Origin of the sequence: Paracidovorax cattleyae (assembly GCF_900104515.1) — a bacterium.
GTDB classification, from domain to species: domain Bacteria; phylum Pseudomonadota; class Gammaproteobacteria; order Burkholderiales; family Burkholderiaceae_C; genus Paracidovorax; species Paracidovorax cattleyae.
The window spans coordinates 74141-95241 of sequence record NZ_FNJL01000024.1; the positions used below are offsets into that span (position 1 = coordinate 74141).

General features: G+C 70.9%; 17 protein-coding genes. 9 read left to right on the forward strand and 8 right to left on the reverse strand.

Annotation, left to right across the window (positions count from 1 at the left end):
• The first annotated feature begins 126 nt into the window (after positions 1 to 126).
• Positions 127 to 1311 carry a branched-chain amino acid ABC transporter substrate-binding protein gene (locus BLR05_RS18320; protein ID WP_092837054.1) on the forward strand — a complete coding sequence of 395 codons (1185 nt, stop codon included), beginning with the start codon at positions 127 to 129 and terminating at the stop codon, positions 1309 to 1311.
• 37 nt (positions 1312 to 1348) lie between these two features.
• Here BLR05_RS18320 and BLR05_RS18325 read toward each other — a convergent pair whose 3' ends face one another.
• Positions 1349 to 3724 (reverse strand): peptidase S53, encoded by a 2376-nt coding sequence (locus BLR05_RS18325; protein ID WP_143015954.1) that lies wholly within the window; start codon positions 3722 to 3724, stop codon positions 1349 to 1351.
• A gap of 177 nt (positions 3725 to 3901) precedes the next feature.
• Here BLR05_RS18325 and tsaD point away from each other — a divergent pair, with 177 nt between their 5' ends.
• Positions 3902 to 4942 (forward strand): tRNA (adenosine(37)-N6)-threonylcarbamoyltransferase complex transferase subunit TsaD, encoded by a 1041-nt coding sequence (gene tsaD, locus BLR05_RS18330; RefSeq protein ID WP_092837007.1) that lies wholly within the window; start codon positions 3902 to 3904, stop codon positions 4940 to 4942.
• Between the two features lie 109 nt (positions 4943 to 5051).
• Here the strand turns inward: tsaD and BLR05_RS18335 are convergent, their stop codons facing one another.
• Positions 5052 to 5426, reverse strand: a complete 375-nt coding sequence (locus BLR05_RS18335; RefSeq protein WP_092837010.1) for an Hsp20/alpha crystallin family protein — start codon at positions 5424 to 5426, stop codon at positions 5052 to 5054.
• A 244-nt stretch (positions 5427 to 5670) separates the two neighbouring features.
• Here BLR05_RS18335 and BLR05_RS18340 point away from each other — a divergent pair, with 244 nt between their 5' ends.
• From BLR05_RS18340 to BLR05_RS27280, 3 genes are all read left to right on the forward strand, one after another.
• Positions 5671 to 6534 carry a DUF2242 domain-containing protein gene (locus BLR05_RS18340; RefSeq protein ID WP_092837059.1) on the forward strand — a complete coding sequence of 288 codons (864 nt, stop codon included), beginning with the start codon at positions 5671 to 5673 and terminating at the stop codon, positions 6532 to 6534.
• A gap of 126 nt (positions 6535 to 6660) precedes the next feature.
• Positions 6661 to 8013, forward strand: a complete 1353-nt coding sequence (locus BLR05_RS18345; RefSeq protein ID WP_092837013.1) for a branched-chain amino acid ABC transporter substrate-binding protein — start codon at positions 6661 to 6663, stop codon at positions 8011 to 8013.
• Positions 8014 to 8602: 589 nt separating this feature from the next.
• On the forward strand, positions 8603 to 9157 hold the full coding sequence (locus BLR05_RS27280) for a hypothetical protein (protein WP_230681243.1): 555 nt from the start codon (positions 8603 to 8605) through the stop codon (positions 9155 to 9157).
• A gap of 44 nt (positions 9158 to 9201) precedes the next feature.
• On the opposite strand, the gene BLR05_RS18355 is transcribed toward BLR05_RS27280, so the two are convergent.
• The 6 genes from BLR05_RS18355 to BLR05_RS18380 form a co-directional block, all read right to left on the reverse strand.
• Positions 9202 to 9804 carry a choice-of-anchor Q domain-containing protein gene (locus tag BLR05_RS18355; RefSeq protein WP_225978908.1) on the reverse strand — a complete coding sequence of 201 codons (603 nt, stop codon included), beginning with the start codon at positions 9802 to 9804 and terminating at the stop codon, positions 9202 to 9204.
• A gap of 136 nt (positions 9805 to 9940) precedes the next feature.
• On the reverse strand, positions 9941 to 11368 hold the full coding sequence (locus BLR05_RS18360) for a glycoside hydrolase family 43 protein (protein ID WP_092837019.1): 1428 nt from the start codon (positions 11366 to 11368) through the stop codon (positions 9941 to 9943).
• A gap of 384 nt (positions 11369 to 11752) precedes the next feature.
• A complete protein-coding gene (mltB, locus tag BLR05_RS18365) occupies positions 11753 to 12850 on the reverse strand; it encodes a lytic murein transglycosylase B (protein ID WP_092837021.1) in 1098 nt (365 codons plus the stop codon).
• Positions 12851 to 12892: 42 nt separating this feature from the next.
• Positions 12893 to 14947 (reverse strand): transglutaminase TgpA family protein, encoded by a 2055-nt coding sequence (locus BLR05_RS18370; protein WP_092837024.1) that lies wholly within the window; start codon positions 14945 to 14947, stop codon positions 12893 to 12895.
• A gap of 52 nt (positions 14948 to 14999) precedes the next feature.
• Positions 15000 to 16019 (reverse strand): DUF58 domain-containing protein, encoded by a 1020-nt coding sequence (locus BLR05_RS18375; protein WP_092837027.1) that lies wholly within the window; start codon positions 16017 to 16019, stop codon positions 15000 to 15002.
• A 301-nt stretch (positions 16020 to 16320) separates the two neighbouring features.
• Positions 16321 to 17241, reverse strand: a complete 921-nt coding sequence (locus tag BLR05_RS18380; RefSeq protein ID WP_013595375.1) for an AAA family ATPase — start codon at positions 17239 to 17241, stop codon at positions 16321 to 16323.
• Between the two features lie 42 nt (positions 17242 to 17283).
• Between BLR05_RS18380 and BLR05_RS18385 the strand changes: the two genes are divergently transcribed.
• From BLR05_RS18385 to BLR05_RS18400, 4 genes are all read left to right on the forward strand, one after another.
• Positions 17284 to 18240 carry a histone deacetylase family protein gene (locus tag BLR05_RS18385; RefSeq protein WP_092837030.1) on the forward strand — a complete coding sequence of 319 codons (957 nt, stop codon included), beginning with the start codon at positions 17284 to 17286 and terminating at the stop codon, positions 18238 to 18240.
• A gap of 43 nt (positions 18241 to 18283) precedes the next feature.
• A complete protein-coding gene (locus BLR05_RS18390) occupies positions 18284 to 19123 on the forward strand; it encodes an enoyl-CoA hydratase (protein ID WP_092837033.1) in 840 nt (279 codons plus the stop codon).
• A 106-nt stretch (positions 19124 to 19229) separates the two neighbouring features.
• Positions 19230 to 20552 carry a mechanosensitive ion channel family protein gene (locus BLR05_RS18395; RefSeq protein ID WP_092837036.1) on the forward strand — a complete coding sequence of 441 codons (1323 nt, stop codon included), beginning with the start codon at positions 19230 to 19232 and terminating at the stop codon, positions 20550 to 20552.
• A gap of 167 nt (positions 20553 to 20719) precedes the next feature.
• A partial coding sequence (locus BLR05_RS18400; RefSeq protein ID WP_143015955.1) for an electron transfer flavoprotein subunit beta/FixA family protein occupies positions 20720 to 21101 on the forward strand: 382 nt, incomplete at its 3' end.

Here is a 21101-nt window from a genome sequence, read left to right on the forward strand (position 1 = left end):
CGGACCGCGTTGTTCCAGGATTGGAACTTGCTATCAGACAGGAGTTACCCGATAGCGTACGGGGCAAGGCTCTTATATACCTTGCGTCCCATCGATCAACCGAACTCAATGAATGGAACGACCGTGATGCAGACGACGAGGCAGGGGATGGACGGGGTGGCGGTGCGGGGCGGCAGGCGTGCGGCGCTGGCAGGGCTGGCGGGGGCATGCGCCGCGCTGGTGCTTGCGGGGTGCAGCCGCATGCCGGACACGGTGAAGATCGGCGTGGCCCAGCCGCTGTCGGGGCCGCTCGCGGCGCTGGGGCAGGACATGCTCAACGGCGTGAAGATGGCGGTGGACGAGCTCAATCAGTCCGGCTTCATGGTGGACGGCAAGCGCGTCACCCTGGAAGTGGTGGCCCAGGACGATCGCGCGGACGCCGCCACGGGCAAGACCGTGGCGCAGCAACTGGTCGAATCGGGCGTGGTGGCGGTGGTGGGGCACCTGAATTCCGGCGTCAGCATCGAGGCCGCGCCCATCTACGCCGCCCGGGGCATCCCCCAGCTGGCCATCTCCACCCATCCGCGCTTCACGCAGCTGGGGTTTCCCGGCACCTTCCGGCTCGTCGCCAACGATGCCCTGCAGGCGCGCGCCATGGGCTCGTTCGCCGCCACGCAGCTGTCCGCGTCCAGCTACGCCGTGCTCGACGACGGCACGCCGTACGGCAAGGGGCTGGCCGACGGTGCCGCGGCGCAGATCGCGCAGGACAAGCGCAATGTCTCCGTGCGCGAATCCTTCGACGACAAGACCACCGATTTCAAGGCGCTGGCCGGCCGCCTGCAGCAGGAGCGCGTGGACGTGATCGTCACGACCCTCAACGATTTCCAGGTGCTCGCCCTGATCGATGCGCTGGTGCAGGCGAACTACACCCGCGTCAGCATCCTGGGCGGGGACACCATCAAGACTATCGACATGCTCAAGGGCGACCGCAAGCTGGCGGGCATCTACGCCACCTCGCCCGTGCTGGAGGCGCGCGAGTTCATCGCGGGCCGGCAGTTCCTGGACCGCTACGACCGCGCCTTCAAGCGGGCGCCGGCCTATGGCGGGCACTACAGCTACGACGCGACCTATGTGCTCTCGGCCGCCATCCAGCAGGCCAAGTCGGCCGATCCGCGCGAGATCACGAAGGCGCTGCACGCCATCAACGGCTACGCCCCCGTCACCGGCACCATGAAGTGGGACGACAAGGGCGAGCAGCGCTACGGTGCGGTCGGCGTGTATGGCATGCGCGCGGGCCAGTGGGAGCTGCGCATGCGGTCCGACCGCTGGTGAGTGAGAAGCGGCCGCAGCGTGCGGACGACCCCGCCACTCAGTGGATGGACACGGGCACCGCGGCCTGGGCGGTGCGGCTCAGGGAGTCGCGCGCCACGATGGCCAGGGTGTAGTTGCCTGCCACGGGCGCGGGCCAGCGGGCGGTCACCGCCGTGCCCTGCATCGAGAAGCCCATGCCCAGCGGGGCGCCGGTGATCGTCACCGATACCCAGGCGGCGCCCGGCGCGGAGACCGTGACGGTGCCGGTGAGCGCCTGGCCGGCCGTTCCGGTCCAGGGCGCGGCGGTGACCGACAGCCCGGCCGGCGCCGTGCCGCCGCCGGCCGCCGCGATGCGCACGGTGTAGATGCCGCGGCCGGTGAGGCCGGTGCGCGTGTCCGTGGCCTCCACGGTCACCGCGTAGGTGCCCTGCACGGGGCGGGGCCAGGCCACGGCGCCGTCTGCGCCTATCGACATGCCGGAGGGCGTGCCGCTCAGCGCATAGCGCAGGGGATTCACCGCGGTGGCCGCGCCACTGAACGACAGCGGCACGCCCGCGGTGCCGGAGATGCTGCCGCCCGGCACGGCGGGCGGCGCAGGCGCCGCGATGGTGACCGTGCAGGTGCCCTGGCCGCTCAGGCCCGTTCGGGTGTCGCGCGCCGTCACGGCCACCGCGTAGCTGCCGGCCACCGGCGCGGCCCAGGTGACCACGCCGGTGGCGGACACTACCATGCCGGCCGGGGCACCGGCCAGGCTGAAGCCGACCGGGTTGGCCGATGCGACCGAGACGGTGAAGGACAGCGGCTGGCCGGCCATCCCGCTCACCGCGGCGCTGCCCACCACCGGTGGCGGCGCGGCCACGGTGGAGCCGGCCAGCAGCCCGAGCAGGTCCGCGGCGCGGGGTGTGCCCAGCCCGGTGAGCTGGTCATAGCCTGCGCGGGCGGTGCAGGTGGCGCAGGTGCCATGGCTGCCGGCCGCCACGTCGAGGAAGCCGGCCGCATAGCTGGAGGGTTGCGCGCCCACCGTGCCGTACAGCACGGCATGCGGCCGGCCCAGCGCCTCCTTGCCCGCCAGCGCGCGCAGCGCGCCGGCCACCGCCATCAGGCCCGACCACATCGGCGTGGACAGGCTGGTGCCGCCCGCGCTCAGCCACTGCGCGGCGCCGCCGGCCTGCGGGATCGCGGCCACGTACTGGCCGGTGGACGGATCGGCGTTCATGGCCACGTCCGCGACCGTGCGGCGGGGCACCGAGCCCAAGCCGGGCAGGCCGGCCTGCTGGTAGGCCGGCGTCGCGGCGTAGGCGCTGGTGCCTCCGCCCGTGCCCGACCACGCCACCTCGGAGCGGGGGCCCGCTCCGGAGTAGCTCAGCGAGGTGCCGCCCACGCCGAGCACGCCCGGCGATGCGGCGGGCCACATCACACCCGCGCCCGAATCCCCGGTGGCCGCGAGGTAGCCCATGCGCGCTCCGGTGAAGGCGGATTCGAGCCCGCCGGTCCAGCTGCCTTCCGGCGCGCCGAAGCTCATGGACACCTGTCCCTCCCCCATGGCGTTGGCCAGCCGCACGGCGGCGGTGAGCGCGTTGACCGATGCGTCCGGCGCCTCGATCAGCACGATGCGCGCGGCCGGGGCAATGGCGTGCGACCACTGCACGTCCAGCGCGATCTCCGTGGCCCAGCCCGCGTCGTAGGCGGGCGCGGTGCCCGCCAGCGCGCCTGCGGCCGTGGCGTAGGCCACCCACAGCTCGCAGCCGGCGGCGGCAGGCGCGGGCAGGGGCAGTGCGGTGGCCGCCGGCAGCACTTTCGCGGTGCAGGCCGGCAGGCCGAGTTTCTGGTTGAACGTGGCCAGTTCCGCCGCCACGTTCGGGTTGTGGCGTGCCGCCACGATGTAGATCGTCTGCCCCGCACCCATTTGCGCCGCCTGCTGCGCGCTCGGCATTGCACCCGGCGTGGGCAGGGCCGGCAGGCCGTACGCCGCGCGCACCTGGGCCGGGGTATAGGTGGTGACCACGCCGGCGGCACGGGCCTCCTGCGCACTGCCGGCGGAAGGCGCGCGCAGGCTCTGCGCAATGGCGGCCTCGATGCGGTCCGGTGTGAGCTGCCGCGTGGACAGCGCCGCCACGCCGGCATCGACCGGGGTCGTTCGCGGCTGCATCGAGGCGTCGGCTGCATCCTGGGGCGTGGGCTCGGGCAGCAGTACCGGTGCGATGTGGAACGTGGGCTGCGCCACCAGGGCGTCCGGTACGGGGGCGGACACATCGGTGGACGATGACAGCGTGGTCGCGCTCGCGGCGACGTCGCCATTGCGCGCGGCCACGCCCTCGGTGCCGGAGCCGCCGCCGCAGGACGTGAGCAATGCCGCGAGCGCGGCCAGGGTCCACCCGGGGCTGCCGCGCCTGCGGTGTGCCGGGAGGGAGGGGGCGTCGGCGGAATGGGGCATGGGCGGGTCTTCCGAAGGGGCGGTGGACGTACCGGTCCAATGTAAGCGGTTGTTTCTGTTGTGCCGATCAAATTTTTCAAATAGAACGTTTATCCAATTAAAAATGATGAAAATGATTTGGATCGGGCCCCGATTAAGCCGGCCCGGCGGTAGCGGCACCACTACACTTGCAGGCCCATGAGCCAGCTGATCCTCGGAATCGAATCCTCCTGCGACGAAACCGGCGTGGCCCTGGTGCGCGCGCCGGCGGACGGCGGCGTGCCGACGCTGCTCTCCCACGCGCTGCACAGCCAGATCGACATGCACCAGGCCTATGGCGGCGTGGTGCCCGAACTGGCCAGCCGCGACCACATCCGCCGCGTGCTGCCACTGACCGAGACCGTGCTGGCCGAGTCGGGCTGCCGCCTCGCGCAGGTGGACGTGGTGGCCTACACGCGCGGGCCGGGCCTGGCCGGCGCGCTGCTGGTGGGGGCGGGCGTGGCCTGCGCCCTGGGGGCGGCCCTGGGCCGGCCCGTGCTGGGCGTGCACCACCTGGAAGGGCACCTGCTCTCCCCGTTCCTGAGCGCCGACCCGCCCGAATTCCCGTTCATCGCGCTGCTGGTATCGGGCGGCCACACCCAGCTGATGCGCGTGGACGGCGTGGGCCGCTACGAGCTGCTGGGCGAAACCATCGACGACGCGGCCGGCGAGGCGTTCGACAAGTCCGCCAAGCTGCTGGGCCTGGGGTACCCGGGCGGTCCCGCGCTGTCCCTTCTGGCGGAGCAGGGCGACGCCACGGCCTTCAAGCTGCCGCGGCCCCTGCTGCACAGCGGCAACCTCGATTTCTCGTTCGCCGGCCTCAAGACGGCGGTGCTCACGCAGGCGAAGAAGCTGGGCGACGAACTGCCTGCTCGCAAGGCCGACCTGGCCGCCAGCACGCAGGCCGCCATCGTCGATGTGCTCGTGAAGAAAACGCTGGCGGCGCTGCAGCAGTCCGGCCTGCGCCGCGTGGTGGTGGCCGGCGGGGTGGGAGCCAACCGGCTGCTGCGCGCCCAGCTGGATGCCGCCTGCGCCCGCATGGGTGTGCGCGTGCACTATCCCGAACTGCACCTGTGCACCGACAACGGCGCCATGATCGCCATGGCCGCCGCCATGCGCCTGCAGGCGGGGCGCGAAGCCCCCAACCGCGAATACGCGTTCGACGTCAAGCCGCGCTGGCCGCTGGACGCGCTGGCATAGCCGCCTGCGGGCCGCCGCGCGCGGGCAGGCGGGCATGATAAAAAAAGCGCCCGGCCAGCGAAGGCACGGGCGCAAGGGCGACAACCGAGGGCGGAGCCGGATGCGCCGATCAGCCGATCGAGAGCTGGGTGGCGCGGCTTTGCGGCACCACCTTGGCGAGCACCAGCGTGAGCACGCCGTTCTCGAGCCTGGCGGAACTGGCGGATGCGTCGATCTCGTCGGCCAGTTCCCAGGCGCGCTGCACCTGGCGGGGCGCGCCTTCGACGCTGGAGAGCCGCACCTGCTGGCCCTCGATCGTCACGTTGAGTTGTTCGCGGGACAGGCCCGGAACATCGATCTGCAGGGTCACGGTCTTGTCGTCCTGCGACACCGTGGTCCCCTGGCTGGCCAGGGTGCTCTGCATGAAGCGCTGCAGGGCGAAATCGGCGGGGGCGGCGGGACGGGTGCCATAGGCGGCGCGGCGGATGACGGGGGCGAAGAACATGTCGGAACTCCTGGAAAAAGGGGCGGCGCACGGGGCGCCTGGAACGCTGTGGGACGCGGCGCCCGGGTTCGCCGCTTGGGATGCAGATGCGCACCGGCCGCCGCATTTCAAGAGCTGCGCCGCACGGAACCCGCGCCCCGCGACCGCGTCACATTCTCGCGGTTGCGAGGGGTTACAACCCCTTCGCAGGCGCGCCAAATCGCAACCAGCACAATGCAGGGTCAGGAATCCTGCCGCCATGCCCATGCCTTTTCGCCTCCAAGACATTCCGCGCCCGTATTCCAGCCGCCGTGCCTGCCCGTTGCGCGCCGCGGCGGCGTGCGCCCTGACCGCCCTGGCCGGTTGCACGGCGGTGCCCAACTCCATGCCGGGCCTGGACCGGGCGTCCCGCTTCGATCCCGACGACTTCAACACCAATGCCAGCATCTATACGCGCCATCTCGACGCGCCCCCCGCCAGGGTGTGCGAGGGCGCCCGCCGCGCGCTGCTGAGCCAGGGCTACCTCGTGGGCACCGCCAGCGCGGAGGTGGTGGCCGGACGCAAGTACTTCCAGCCGTCCACCGACATCCACTACCAGGTGGAGATGCGCGTCGTCTGCGCGTCCGAAGGACCGGAGAAGCAGCGCACGGCGGTCTTCGCCAGCGCCCTGCAGGACCGCTATGTCATCAAGAAGATCAACAATTCGGCCTCCCTCGGCGTGGGGGCCCTGGGCTCGCTGTCCCTGCCCGTGACGGCCAGCGACGACACCCTCGTGAAGGTGGGCAGCGAGACCGTCACCGACGCGCGCTTCTACGACCGCTTCTTCCAGGTCTTCGACCGCTTCATCCCGCCGCGCGAGGCACCCACGGAGGTGGGCCAGGCCTCGCCCAAGGTGCCGAAGACGCCCGATACCGAGGCCATGGTGCGCGAGGCGCGCGAGTCCGGCGAGGTGAAGGATCCAGCCGAAGGCAGGGCGACCGCCACGCCGGTCGCTCCGCAGCGCGCGCCGGCCTCCGACCCGCTGCCGGAGGTGCTGCCGTACCCCGTGTTCGCGACGCCGCCGGTCCCGCCCGCTGCCGCGGCCTCGGTGCCCGCGATTCCCTCGGGCCCGCCTACCATCTCTCCCTGACGGACCTGGCCGGGGCGGCACCGTCCGCACCGGTCCCGTCACCGGTCCGGGGCCCGGCGCTGCCGTCCCGGCAAGACACCCCCGTGCCGCACTGGCGCCCCTTCGCGCCACTCCCTCACCGTCTCCATGAACGCTTCCATTCCGCGCTTCCCGTTCCCGGCACCTGCCGTGGCCCGCCACACTGCCGCCGCGCTCGCGGCCGCCCTCTCGGTGCTGGCTGCGGCATCGCCGGCCGCCGCGGCCACCGCGTCCGCGCCTTCCGCGTCGGCCCCTTCGCCCGCCGCCGCGCCCATCAGGATCGCGCTGATCGAAAGCCTGTCCGGCCCGTTCGCCAACACGGGCGAGGCCGTGTACCGCAATGTGCTCTGGGCCACCGAGCGCGTGAATGCCCGCGGCGGCGTGAAGCTGCCCGCTGCGGCCGGCGGCGCGCGCCCGCTGGTGCTGGAGCGCTACGACAGCAAGGGCCAGAACGAGGAGGCGCTCTCCGCCCTGCGCGCGGCCATCGACGCCGGCGCGCGCGTGGTGCTGCAGGGCAACTCCTCGGCCACGGCCGCGGTGCTGATCGAGGCCATCAACAAGCACAACGAGCGCGATCCGGCGCGGCGCGTGCTGTTCCTGAACTATTCCGCGGTCGATCCCATCCTGACCAACGAGAAGTGCAGCTTCTGGCACTTCCGCTTCGATGCCCATGCCGACATGCGCATGGCGGCCCTGATGCAGGCCATCCGCGCCGACAAGGGCCTGCAGGGCGTGTACCTGATCGGCCAGGACTACAGCTTCGGGCAGGCCGTGCTGCGCGAGGCGCGGCGCCAGCTGGCGGCGCAACGGCCGGACGTGAAAATCCTCGGGGAGGAGCTGCATCCCGTGGGCCGCGTGAAGGATTTCGCGCCCTACGCGGTGAAGATCCAGGCCAGCGGCGCGCGGGCCGTCGTCACCGGCAACTGGGGCAACGACCTCACGCTGCTGGTCAAGGCCGCGCGCGAGGTGGGCTACGCCGGCACCTTCTACACCTTCTATGGCAACGCCCTGGGGGCGCCCGCGGCGCTGGGCGATGCCGGCGTGGACAAGGTCGTGGCGGTGGCCGACTGGCTGCCCAACGTGCCCACGAAGGAGAGCGAGGCCTTCTACCGGTCGTTCCGCCAGCGGTTCCCGAGCCCGGCCGACGACTATGTTCACATGCGCATGCAGCTCATGGTCGAATCGCTCGCCGAATCGATGGAGCGCGCCGGCACGACCGACACCACCGCCGTCGCGCGCGCGATGGAAAGCTCGCGCGTGCAGCTGGCCGGGCAGGCCGGCGCCATGCGCGCCGCCGACCACCAGTTCCAGCAGCCCCTGGTGGTCGGCGTGATGGAGCGTGCCGGCACGCCTGGCGTGCCGTTCGACGTGGAGGGCTCGGGCTACGGGTTCCGCGTGGTGCGGCGGATCGCGGCCGGGCAGGCTGAAATGCCCTCGCGATGCGAGATGCGGCGGCCGTGAGACACCTTCGCAGACCAGCCGGGCGGAGCATCTAACGCTGCGCAGAGGGCGTTCGCAAGGCTGGAAAGGCATTCGCGCCGTGCCGCCGGAGCCACCCGGCGGAGCGGGAAGATCAGGAAATTAGCATTTTGCATTCACTGCGATGGACTTTTTTCAGACCTCTCCCATTTTTTACGATCCCGCGGCCTATGCCGCTTTCCAGCGCCAGGCCGCTGCGCGCGGCAACTCCGCTGGATCGCCCCCGGCGTCGCCCCGGGGGGCCTCTTCTTTTTCCACCCATGCGCTGCGCGAGGCGTTGCCGCCCCTTCCGCGCCGCGCGGCCTCGCCGGAGCCCCACTGGCCTAGTGAACCGTGGTCCGCTTCCGGGCACGAAGGCCCGATAGCCTGGCAGGATGACCATGGCGGCAACGATGCCTGGCAGGGGGCCGTGGCAGGTGGGTTCCACGGCGCACCGGCAGGAGCTGCATGGGAAGTTCCGGCGTGGAGCGGCATTGCCGACCTGCACGCAGTGGCGGGCTCGCAGCCGTTTCCATCGCCCGCCTTGCTCCAGCAGCGGGCACAGGAATGGCAGGCGCTTTGCTCCACGACCTTGAAGCATGACGGGGACGACGGGCGGCTCGCCCAGGCGATGCGGGATCTTTTCGTGGTGTTCGTGGATTCCCCGACCTTCCGGCAGACCATCGCAACCGTCCGGGATGGCGGTCCTGTGGACATCCGGATCGATCCCGAGGTGGCCACGGCGTACTTCGACGGGAGCCGGCGCGCCGTGGTGGTGGGCGAGGTCAACGCGCGCAGCCGCGTCCACGCCATGGCCATGGTGGCTTTCGAGCTGACCAACGCTTCCCTGGCGAGCGCCTTATCTGCGCACGCCCAGGCCGCCATGGCGGGTATGCATCCCCGCGCTTATGCCGAGGGTGTGGAGCGGATCGAATACAACTCGGTGAGCAATTGCCAGGCCTACTACCGCGAGGCGCGGCAGTCGCTGCAGCGGGTGGGGCTCGACAATCCTGGGGTATGGTACAGCCGGGTTACCCCCGATGGAGATATCCAGCCGGTCATCGCCTCGGAAGACGAATCCCTGCGCAACGCCCAGGCCACGGGCCATTTCGGCCGTTACGAGCAGGATTACGCACGCATGCAATGACGGCCCAGCCGCGATACCGCTGCTGGACCAGGGCCGGGTCGGGTTTACCGCACTTCCACGGCCCCGATGTCGCAGCGGCTGGTGTCGCGCGCCACGCCGCGCTGGTCGGTGGCTTCGCAGCCGGCGGCCGGCTTCGGCAGGGCGCTGCCGGAGCCGGGCAGCATGGTCGGCGTGGGGCCGCCGTTGTCGGCCGGGGCGGCGAGCACCGGGTTGGCCGCGGTCACGTTCCGGATGCAGCGGTCGCCTCCGCCGTTGGCGGTGGACGTCTGCCATTGCACGACATGGTCGCCCGTGCCGGTGGTGCTGCACGACAGCGCCTGCTTCCACGGGTCGCCGGCGGTGTTGTCCACGAACACGGTATTGCGCAGCGTGAAGTTCTTGCCGTAGAGCGCGCCGCCGTGTCCGCCCGCGCCGTTGCCGGCGAAGGTGACGTTGCTGTCCTGGTGGCCGTCGCCGAAGATGGCCCCGCCACAGGACTTGGCGGAATGGCCCTGGAAGGTGCTGTTGCGGCCGTTGGGTTCCGCATGGTTGTTGGCCACGGTGGTGCGGCCGATGGTGATGCGGTCGGGCGGGTACACCCAGAGGTGGGCGCCGCCGCCATTGCCGCGTCCGGTGCTGCCGGTGATCTGCGTGCCGCAGATGCGCACCTCGCCGCCCTCGGCATCGTCCGGGCTGGCGGAGGCCCCGTCGGTGCCGATGGCGCCGCCGTCGCCGAGCCGAGCAGGCGGAGATGCCGCCGCGCTGCGACATGCGGCGCCCGGACTGATCCGGCGTGCCGCAGCTTCAGTCGGTGACGCGGAACGTGGCGTCGCTGCGCGAGGTCGCGTCGCCGCCGATGGTATCGAGGCGCAACTGGTAGGCATAGTGGCGCATGTAGTAGTTCGGCTGGCTGTAGGACTGGAACGATGAGCCCGTCGTGTCGGCCAGGCCGGGCACCTCCGCGAAGGTGGCATCGGCCGCGAACTGGGGCGATCCGTCATACGGAGCGAGTTCGAACGCGAAGTTCTTCTGGCGCAGGTAGTAACCTGGCTGGTTGACGGACGCGAAGGACACATAGCCGGCGTTGTCGGCGAGTCCCTTGACGATGCGGAACTTCGAATCGTCTTCGGGCGAGACATTTGCGTCGATGCGTACCGACGTGAAATTGGCGTGCCGCACGTACCGATCGGGGAAGTTGCCGGACTGCAGCCGGTTGATCGGGGTGGTGCCGCCCCACTGCGCCTGCAGGCGGCCCAGCTCCGCGTCGTTCAGGCTCAGAATGCCGCCGTGGCGCTTGTGGCTCGCGCCCAGGTGATATGAGCCTTCCGCGGCGATCTGCCAGTTCTGCGCACTGCCCATGTTGACCGAGGTGAGGGGCAGGTAGCCCTTGCCCGATGCATATTGGTCGACCCACAAGCCCCACTTCGTCTCGCCATTGAACTTGAAGAGGATGGGGCCTTCGACCATATGGCCCGTCAGGCCCACCTGCGACAGATCGCCGATGGTCGTCCACGCGCCCAGCACCGACTGGCTGCCTTCCAGCGTGATCTGGCCATCGCCGGAAGCGCGCACGTATTGGTATCCGCCCACGCTGCCCGCCACTTCGATGATCTGCGTGTCGATGATGGGTTGGTCGCCCGGCCGATCGATGTAGAGCTGGGGCGCCGTGAAGGTCACGAAGTCGGTGGTCTTGGCATGGTAGATGCGGGGCTTGTCCACGCCGTTGAGCGGCGAGATAGTGGTCCAGTACACGATGTAGGCGTTGGATACCGGGTCCCAGATGGCCTCGGGCGCCCAGGCGCAGCCCGCGTTCGGAATGGCGCCGGCCACGTCGGCCAGGCGCGGCGCGGACCAGTGCACCAGGTCGGAGGATTCCCAGATCACGAGTTTGGTGCTGCCCCGGTGCATGGCCGTGTCCCAGCCCTTGCCGTTGGCGATGCGCAGATCCGTGGCGAGGATCCAGTATCTGGAGCCGTCGGGAGAGCGCACGATGGAGTGGTCGCGCACACCCTTTTCACCCACGGTGGACCTGAGGACGGGCTGGCTGTCATTCAGGTCCGTCCAGTGCATGCCGTCGGAACTGACTGCCATGTAGGTCTGCTCGCCCGATGCCGACTCGCCGGTGAAGTGGACCAGCAGGTAGCCGCCGGACCGGGCCTGCGCGCTGCCGAAGGACACGGCCAGCGTGGCGGCCACGAAGAGCGCCCGAAGGGACTTCCGGGTTTTTTTCATGAGTGAACTCCTGTCTCCAATGTGTTGTCGTCTCAGGGCAGGCGGCCGGTGCCGGGTGCGTTCCGGGGCACCGGATGAAAGCCTGCCTTGCAGTTCCGCGCGCCCGGAACCCTTCGCGGAGAAAGGTGGTCCAGCGTGGCGGGGCCGTTGCTTCTCGATCAACTGCCGAGTTGGCGAGGCCATGCTAGGGAAGTTGCTGCGGCGGGACCAATCGTTTTTTGACGGCGTGCGATAACCGATTGGCGTGTGGATGGCGCTGCCGGGGCGTTCCGACAGCATTCGCTCAATCCGCGACACGCACGCGGCAGCAGGGCTACAACGGCCCGGGCCCGGCGACGCCGAGGCGGCAGGAGGGGCGGGGGCAGGCGCCCCGCAGGCCGCGCGCTACCGCGCCGCCGCCACTTCCCGCCCGAGCTCGATCACCGCCATTGCGTAGTAGCTCGACCAGTTGTAGCGCGTGACCACATAGAAATTGCGCGTGCCGGCCGCGTAGGCCGCGGGTGCGCTGCCGTTCTGCAACTCGATCAGCGCCAGCGGCCCGGCGGCGTCGGGCTGGATGGTCGCGCCGTCCGCCGTCAGGGGGCGGGCGCCGAGCTCCTGCATCCCGGCGGCGGTGAAGCTGGGCAGGATGTCGGGCGCGAGCAGTTCGGGCAGGCGCAGGCGTCCTTCGTCGAAGGCCACGGCGTAATGCGTGGGCAGCCCGCTCACCCAGCCGTGGGCCTGGAAGTAATTGGCCACGGATCCGATCGCGTCGGCGGGGCTGTTGAACAGGTCGATGCGGCCGTCGCCGTCGAAATCCACCGCCCAGCGCGCCCAGCTGGTGGGCATGAACTGGCCCATGCCCATGGCACCTGCATAGCTGCCGCGCAGTGCGAAAGGATCGGTGCCGGTGCGGTCGGCCAGGCTCAGGAACTGCTCCAGCTCGCCCCGGAAGAAGGCCTGCCGCTCCGCGGAGCGCGGGTGGGCGCCCGGGAAGTCGAAGGCCAGCGTGGCGAGCGCGTCCATCACGCGGAAGCCGCCCATGTGCTGCCCGTAGAGTGTCTCCACGCCCAGGATGCCGACGATGATCGCGGCCGGCACGCCGTATTCGCGCTCTGCGCGCGCCAGCGTGTCGGCCTGCTCGTTCCAGAAGCGCACGCCGGCGCGGATGCGCACCGGTTCCACGAACCGCGCGCGGTAGGCGGTCCAGTTCTTCGCCGTGCCCCGGGGCGCCGGCAGCATGAGGCGCGGCACCTGCGGCAGGAACCGGGCCTGTCCGATGGCCTGCCGCACCCATTCGCGGTCCAGGCCGCGGCGCCCGGCCAGGTCGTCGGCGAAGCGCAGGGCTTCGGGGCGCTGCGCGTAGAGCACTTCCGGCGCGGCCTGCTTCTCCTTCTTCCTGGCGGGTTTCCGGGCCATTGCGGCCGGCGGCAGGACCAGGGCGGCGGCGCAGGCGAGGGCGAGGAGGGCGGTGGGGCGGGCGAAAGGCATCGCGGAAGGCATCAGGTCGGAGACAGGAAAGAGGGCAGCGGGCCGGGCTCGCGGTCAGTGGCGCGCCGAAGGGTTGCCGGAGGTGGGCCAGCGCAGGCCGCGCAGCTCCCGCCGCAGGCCCGCCAGCGTGGCCCCGGGATCGCGGGCGTAGCGTGCCTGGTCCATGCGCAGCAGCCAGCCGGCTGCAGGTTCGGCGGCCTCCCCGAAACGGTCGCGCACCTGCTGTGCCATGGCGCGCGGCGGCAGGTGGCCGGGCAGGGGCAGGCCGGCGCGTGCCAGCCGGCGGCGCGCCCGGTCCAGCAGGCGCAGCCAGGGGTCCTGCCGGCGGCGCTCCCACAGGTTCCAGCCGACGCCGGCCAGCGCCGCAGCCGCGGCCAGCGCGCCGAGCACGCGTGCCAGGTCCTGCGCGTCGGGCGAAGCGATGCCCAGGGCCTTGAGCAGGTCCAGTTGCTGGCTCTGCGTGTAGTTGAGCACCCACTGGTTCCAGCGGTTGTTGACGGCCTCCCACACGGCGCGCGCGCGGGCGGCGATGCCGCGGCCGATGACGGTGTCCACCGCGGTGCCGAACACGCCGCGCGGTGCCTGCAGGCGCTGGAAGTTGCCGATGCGGGCCGGCGAGACGGCGCCGGTCGGGTCCACGCGCACCCAGCCGCGGCCCGCGAGCCAGACTTCGGTCCAGGCATGGGCATCCGCCTGGCGCACGGTCCAGTAGCCGTCCACGCCGTTCATCTCGCCGCCCTGGTAGCCCGTCACGATGCGCACCGGGATGCCGGCCGCGCGCAGCAGCACCGCGAAGGCGGAGGCGATGTGCTCGCAGAAGCCCGCCTTCTGGTCGAACCAGAAGGCATCGGCCGTGTGCTCGGCATAGACGCCGGGTTCCAGCGTGTAGCTGTAGCCGCCGGTGCGCAGCCGCTCCAGCGCGGCCTGCACGAAGGCCGCAGCGCCGCCCGCGGCCACCGCCGGCTCCGCCAGCATCTGGCGGGCCAGGGCGCGCGTGCGCGGATCGAAACCTTCGGGCAGCTCCAGATACGGACGCAGCCGCGGAGAGTCCTCCATCGGGCCGTGCGTGAAGCGCGGATAGCTGGCGGCCCGGTAGCGCAGCACCTCGTTGATGGGGCGGCTCGCGACCCAGGAGAGTTCGGGCGCCATCGACGCGCGCAGGCCCGGCGGCAGCACGGGTGACTCGGGCGCGGCATCGAGCGTGAGCAGCCAGGGCACGCGCAGCGCCTCCAGCGTGACCTCGTAGCGCAGGGGCTCGCCTTCCACCTGCAGCGCCGGGGGCGCGGGCGGACGCCAGGCGGCCGCCGGAGCGCCCGGCTGCCCGAAAGCGAACCATTCGCGCCCATCGAAGGCCGAGAACACCGGCCCCCGGAAATACAGCGCGCTCTGCGGCGGCGGCTCGCCGCCCGGCGTCTCGAAGCGCACCCGCAGCGCGATGCCGTCGTCCAGCGCGAGCGAGGCCACGTTGCCGATCTCCATGCGGCCCGACAGCCCGCTGCGGCCCGTCGGGTTCTCGCTGGGCATGCCCCAGAGCGGCGCCATGCGCGGAAACAGCAGGAACAGCGCGAGCATGACCGGCGCGCCCAGCAGCGCCATGCGCCCCGCCAGCCGCAGCGGCACGGACAGAGGCGGCCGGCCCACGGGCATGTGGGCGTTGACCAGCGCGGTCAGCAGGCCCAGCAGCGCCACCAGCATCGCGGTGGCCGTGGCGAGCGACTGCGAGAAGAAGAAGTTGCTGAGCATCGTGAAGAAGCCCAGGAAGAACAGCACCATGGCGTCGCGCCGCGCATGCACTTCCATCGTCTTGAGCGCGAGCAGCATCACGATGAGCGTGACGCCTGCATCGCGGCCGACGATGGTGCCGTGCGACACCACCGTGAGCGCGACCGATGCGGCCAGCAGCACGCCCAGCTGCCAGCGCCCGGGCTGCGGACGGCCGCGCAGCGCCAGCACGCCCCGCCAGACCAGCACGGCGGCGGCGAGCGCCGTGGTCCACGCTGGCAGGTAGGGCGCCAGCGGCAGCACCACCCAGCCCACCGTGGCGAGCAGGAACAGCGTGTCGCGCGTCTCGCGCGGCAGGTTCGAGAACGTCCGGCGCAGTGTGCTCATGCGGCCGGGCCTTCCGGCGGGCGGCCGGGGCGAAGAGGGAGGAGCGGTGGGGTCAGCATAGCGCCAACGCCTCCAGGCAGCGCCGCTCATGGGCCGGGCCGCTGCCCTGGGGGATCTCGCCCGAGGGCAGCCGCAGGCCATAGTCCAGGTCCTGCCGCTCGGCCTGCAGCACCCAGGATGCGAGGCGGGAGATGCGGGCCTCGGGATCGGTCAGGCTGGTGAGCGCCATGTCGAGCCACAGCTCCTGCCGCCGCGTCTGCTGCGCGTCGCGGCTCACGAGATCGTCCGTCCCGGTGGCGATCGACCGGGCGGCCTTCTTCCAGACCACCAGCTTGAGCGGATCGCCCCGCCGGTAGGCGCGCACGCCGTCGAACTCGCCGATGCCCTGCGCCGGCGCGCTGCCCGCGCCGCACGGGCTCGGCTCGCCCGCGGGCAGGGGCGGCGGCGGCAGCTCGGGGCGCGGATAGACCAGCACCTGCGCGGCCGGGCGCCAGAGCGTCCACACCCGGAAGGTGCCCAGCGGGAAGCGCGTCTCGGCCGTGATCAGCGGCACGTCGTGCAGGCCCCTGCGCTGCGGCTGGAATGCCACCTGAACGGACGCCGTGCCCTGGGCGGGCACGTCCGTCCACGCCCAGCGCGGCGCACCGCCGTCATGCACCGCCAGCGCGATGCCGTGGCGCGGTGACTTGCGCGTGCTCGACAGCTGGATCTCGAACACCGCGCTCTGCCCCAGGAAGCACGGCTCCGGCGGCAGCAGGTGCAGCGTCAGCCCCCGCAGCGTGGCGTGGCACACATGCATTCCCGCCACCGCGCTGCCCGCCAGCAGGAAGGTGAGCAGGTAGCCCAGGTTGAGCTGGAAATTGATCGACGCCACCAGCAGCACCAGCAGCGTGAGCGCCAGCATCCACCCGGCGCCCGTCGGCAGGATGTACACATTGCGCTGCGTGAGCAGCGTGGTGTCCGTGCGCGGCAGCCGCGCCTGCCACCAGCGCTGCAGCCGCCCGCGGAGCGCGGCGATCGGGTTCCGCGGTGATGCCGTGCGCGGTAGGGTATCGCCCGTAGCGGATGTCATGCCTGTACCTTCGACGATGCGCCACGCCCATGACACGCTTGGCACTCTACGTGCGCGCCGCTTGAAAGCCGCGCGGCCTTCGCCCGTCGATTGGCCGCGGAGCAGGCCAGGCCAGCAGACGCCGTGGAACCGGCTTCGCCGGGCCACTGGCGTCCGGCCCCCCGCCAGAGTCGGGGGGCGTTCGTCCCGTCCATGCCCGCGCAGGCGGGCATGGAGCCGCGGTCCTCACTCCGCACTGCCCGCCGTGCGCAGCAAGGCGGGAGCAGGGGGACGCGGCTCGGCCGCTCAGGGGGGTGCTCCCTCATTTCAGGGGGACGGCTTCCACCATTGCCACCACCTGCTCCGCCGCCCCCCGGCCGGCATCGCCCACGGGCACGAGGCGGTGGGCGATGGTCTGCGGCAGCACGGCCTGCACGTCGTCCGGCGCCACATAGTCGCGGCCGGCGATCAGGGCCTGGGCCTTGGCCGCACGGATGAGCGCGATGCCGGCGCGCGGCGACAGGCCCTGCAGGAACCAGCGCCCGGAGCGGGTCGCGGCGATCAGGTCCTGCACGTAGTCGAGCAGCGGCTCGGCTGCGTGCACGGCCAGCACCTGCTGCTGCAGCGATTCGAGCTCCCCGGGCGAGAGCAGCGGCAGCATGCCCTCCACCATGTCGCGGCGGTCGCCGCCGGCCAGCAGCTGGCGTTCGGCCGCGCGGTCGGGATAGCCGATGGAAATGCGCATGAGGAAACGGTCGAGCTGGCTTTCCGGCAGGGCGAAGGTGCCGAGCTGGTCGTGCGGGTTCTGCGTGGCGATCACGAAGAAAGGATGGGGCAGGGCGCGCGTCTCGCCCTCCACCGTGACCTGCTTCTCTTCCATGGCTTCCAGCAGCGCGCTCTGCGTCTTGGGGCTGGCACGGTTGATCTCGTCGGCCAGCAGCACCTGGGCGAACACCGGGCCGGGATGGAACACGAACGACTCGCGGCCGCGCTCGTACACCGAGACACCCGTGAGGTCGCTGGGCATCAGGTCGGCCGTGAACTGCACCCGCGAGAACTGCAGCCCGAAGGTGCGCGCCAGCGCATGGGCCAGGGTGGTCTTGCCTACGCCCGGCACGTCCTCGATCAGCAGGTGTCCTCCGGCCAGCAGGCAGGCCACGCAGTCCTGGACCTGCGGCTTCTTGCCCACGATCACCGTGTTAAGCTGATCCAGAAGCGACCGGATCTTGTGCTGTGTATTCATGAGACCCGAAGTTATCCGAAAAAAACCAGAGACAAGGGATTCATGGTGGGCGGCACAGGCTATTTCACGCACCGCGAATGCTGGAAGCACGAGATGGGGCCGGGTCACCCGGAATGCCCGGGACGGCTGGACGCCATCGAGGACCGGCTGCTGGCCACCGGCGTGGCCGACGCGCTGGAGCGCTTCGAGGCTCCCGAGGCCTCGCTGGCCGACGTCGAGCTGGCGCACGACCGCATGCACGTGGCCGCGCTGCGCGGGCTGTCCGACCGGCTCGCGGAAGAGATCCTGGCTGGCGGCCCTGCCCATGCGCAGATTGATCCCGACACCTCCATCAACCCCCACACCTGGCCGGCCGCGCTGCGGGCCGCGGGCGCGGCCCTGGCCGCCACCGACGCCGTCATCGCGGGCGAGCTCGAAAATGCCTTCTGCTGCGTGCGCCCGCCCGGGCACCACGCCACGCGCAGCAAGGCCATGGGCTTCTGCTTCTTCAACAACGTCGCCATCGCCGCCCGGTATGCCCTCCGGCGCCACAAGCTGCAGCGCGTCGCGGTGGTGGATTTCGACGTGCACCACGGCAACGGCACCGAGGACATCCTCGCGGGCGACCCGCGCGCGCTGATGGTCGGCATCTTCCAGCATCCGTTCTACCCGTTCAGCGGCGACAAGGACCCGGCGGCCAACATGCTCAACGTGCCCGTGGCCGCCTACACGCGCGGCATGGACATCCGCGAACTGATCGAGATGCTCTGGATACCGCGCCTGGAGGCCTTCAAGCCCGAGATGATCTTCGTCTCGGCCGGCTTCGACGGCCACCGCGACGACGACATGGGCCAGCTCGGCCTTACCGAGCAGGACTATGCCTGGATCACGCAGCGCATCAAGGACATCGCCCGCCGCTATGCCAGGGGACGCATCGTGTCCTGCCTGGAGGGCGGCTATGTGATGGACGCCCTCGCGCGCAGCGTGGAGGCGCACGTGCGCGTGCTGGCCGATCTCTGATGCGGATCGCCTGCCGCCAAAGTTCCGAGCCTTTTCCTTCGCCATGACCGAACCTGCCGCCTCCGCTCCCGATGCCCCCTTGCTCCACACCGCGCGCGATGCCCGCGGTGTCGTGACCCTCACGCTGGCCGATCCCGGGCGATTGAATGCGCTCGGCGACGGCATGCTCTCCGCGCTGCAGCAGGCACTCGATGCCGTGGCGCAGGACGCGCAGGCCCGCGTGGTGGTGCTGGCCGCGCAGGGCAAGGCCTTCTGTGCGGGGCACGACCTCAAGGACATGGCCGCGCACCCCGACGCCGCCTGGTACAAGCGCCTCTTCGCGCAGTGCAGCCGCATGATGGTGTCGATCCAGCGCCTGCCGGTGCCGGTGGTCGCGCGCGTGCAGGGCATCGCCACCGCGGCGGGCTGCCAACTGGTCGCGCAGTGCGACCTCGCGGTGGCGACAGAGGGCGCGCGTTTCGCCACCAGCGGCATCCATTACGGCCTGTTCTGCGCCACGCCCAGCGTGCCGCTGGTGCGCAATGTGCAGGCCAAGCGCGCCATGGAGATGCTGCTCACCGGCGACTTCATCGACGCGCGCACCGCGCTGGCCGAGGGCCTGGTCAACCGGGTGGTGCCGCCCGAGGCGCTGGATGCCGAGGTCGAATCGCTGGTGCGCTCCATCCTCGAGAAACCCCGCGCCGCCGTGGCCATGGGCAAGGCGCTCTTCTACCAGCAGCGCGAACTCGGCGTGGAGGCGGCGTATCAGCTCGCCGGCCAGGCCATGGCCGTCAACATGATGGACGAGGCCGCACAGGAAGGTGCGCGTGCGTTCGCCGAAAAGCGCGCGCCTGCGTGGAAGGCGGCGGCCGGCGCCCCGCTGCCACCACCTGCAGGGGCTTGACGGCGCCGCCGCGGCACAGCGGCAGGGTAAGCTCCAGGCCTCTCCTGCCGGGGCTCGCCGCCGCGCTCCGGATCCGCCGTCCAACGATGTCCTCCGATTCCCGCCCATGGAAGCCCTCCACGCGCTGATCCGCGATTTCAGCCAATCCCGCACCTGGCCCGAGGCGGCCGTGCTGGCCGCCTGCCTGGCGCTCGCCTATGGCGCGAGCCGCATCCTCGGCCGCCAGCAGCCGCCCGATTCGGTGTGGTTCGGCCGCCGCACGGTCGATGGCCTGATGTTCCCGCTGCTGGCGCTGGCCCTGGTCTATGCCGCCCGCGTGGGCGTGGAGACGGTGCTGCTGCAGCCCGTGTTCCTGCTGCGCGTGGCGGTGCCGGTGCTCAGTTCGCTGGTGCTGATCCGGTTCTTCGCGCGCATCCTCGCCAACGCGTTTCCGAAGTCGGCGGCCATGCGGCTGGTGGAGCGCATCGTCTCGTGGCTGGCCTGGGGCGTGGCGGTGCTCTGGATCGTGGGCCTGCTGCCCGCGGTGCGCGCGGAGCTGGCGGGCGTCGCCATCCATTTCGGCAAGTCGCAGGTCACGGCGCTCACGCTCATCGAGGGTTCGCTGTCGGCCACCGTGGTGATGCTGCTGGCGCTCTGGCTCTCATCCACTGTGGAGCGGCGCCTGCTGGACCGCACGATCGCGGACCTGTCCATGCGCAAGGTGGCCGTGAACGCCACGCGGGCGGGGCTGTTGCTGGTCGGCCTGCTGTTCGCGCTGTCGGCCGTGGGCGTGGATCTCACGGCGCTGTCGGTGCTGGGCGGCGCCGTGGGTGTGGGCCTGGGCTTCGGGCTGCAGAAGCTCGCTTCCAACTACGTGAGCGGCTTCGTGATTCTGCTGGAGCGCTCGCTGCGCATCGGCGACAACGTGCGCGTGGACGGCTTCGAGGGCCGCATCACCGACATCAAGACCCGCTACACCCTGATCCGTGCAGGCAACGGGCGCGAGTCCATCGTGCCCAACGAGACGCTGATCACGCAGCGCGTGGAGAACCTCTCGGACGCCGACCGCAAGTTCAACATCACCACCAACATCACCGTGGGCTACGACAGCGACGTGGCGCGGGTGCAGGCCATTCTCTGCGGTGCCGCGGCGGCGCAGCCGCGCGTGCTGCCCGACCCGGCGCCGGTGGCCTACCTGGTGAACTTCGCGCCCGACGGACTGGAGTTCAGCCTCAATTTCTGGGTCAGCGACCCTTCCGCCGGCACGGTCAATCTGCGCTCGGCGATCAACATCGCCATCCTGGACGGCCTGCGCGCCGAGGGCATCGACATCCCCTATCCGCAGCGGGTGGTGCGCCTGCAGGCCGACGGGCCACCGCCCGCGGGGCCCCTGCAGGTCGCGCATGTCGCGCATGTCGCGCAAGCGTCCGCGCCGCCGCCCACGGCGTGACCGGACGCGGATATACTCCGACAAAAAGCACGATCGTTCTTTTTTGTGCGCGGCGGGTCTGCCGGCACGATTCCACCTCCCGCGAGCCAGGCCGCGCACGGGGCGGGGCATAGAATGGGTCAGTTTACGTTACGTCAATCAATCAACCCCCTTTAGGAGCCGCAGCAATGAAGGTCTTGGTCCCCGTCAAGCGCGTGGTGGACTACAACGTGAAGGTCCGAGTGAAGTCGGACCACACGGGTGTGGACATCGCGAACGTGAAGATGAGCATGAATCCGTTCGACGAGATCGCGGTGGAAGAGGCCGTGCGGCTGAAGGAAAAGGGTGTGGCCACGGAAGTGATCGCGGTCTCGTGCGGCGTGGCGCAGTGCCAGGAGACGCTGCGCACGGCGATGGCGATCGGCGCGGACCGCGCGATCCTGGTGGAGAGTTCGGAAGAGCTGCAGCCGCTGGCCGTGGCCAAGATCCTGAAGGCCCTGGTGGACAGGGAGCAGCCGCAACTGGTCATCCTGGGCAAGCAGGCGATCGACGACGACTCCAACCAGACCG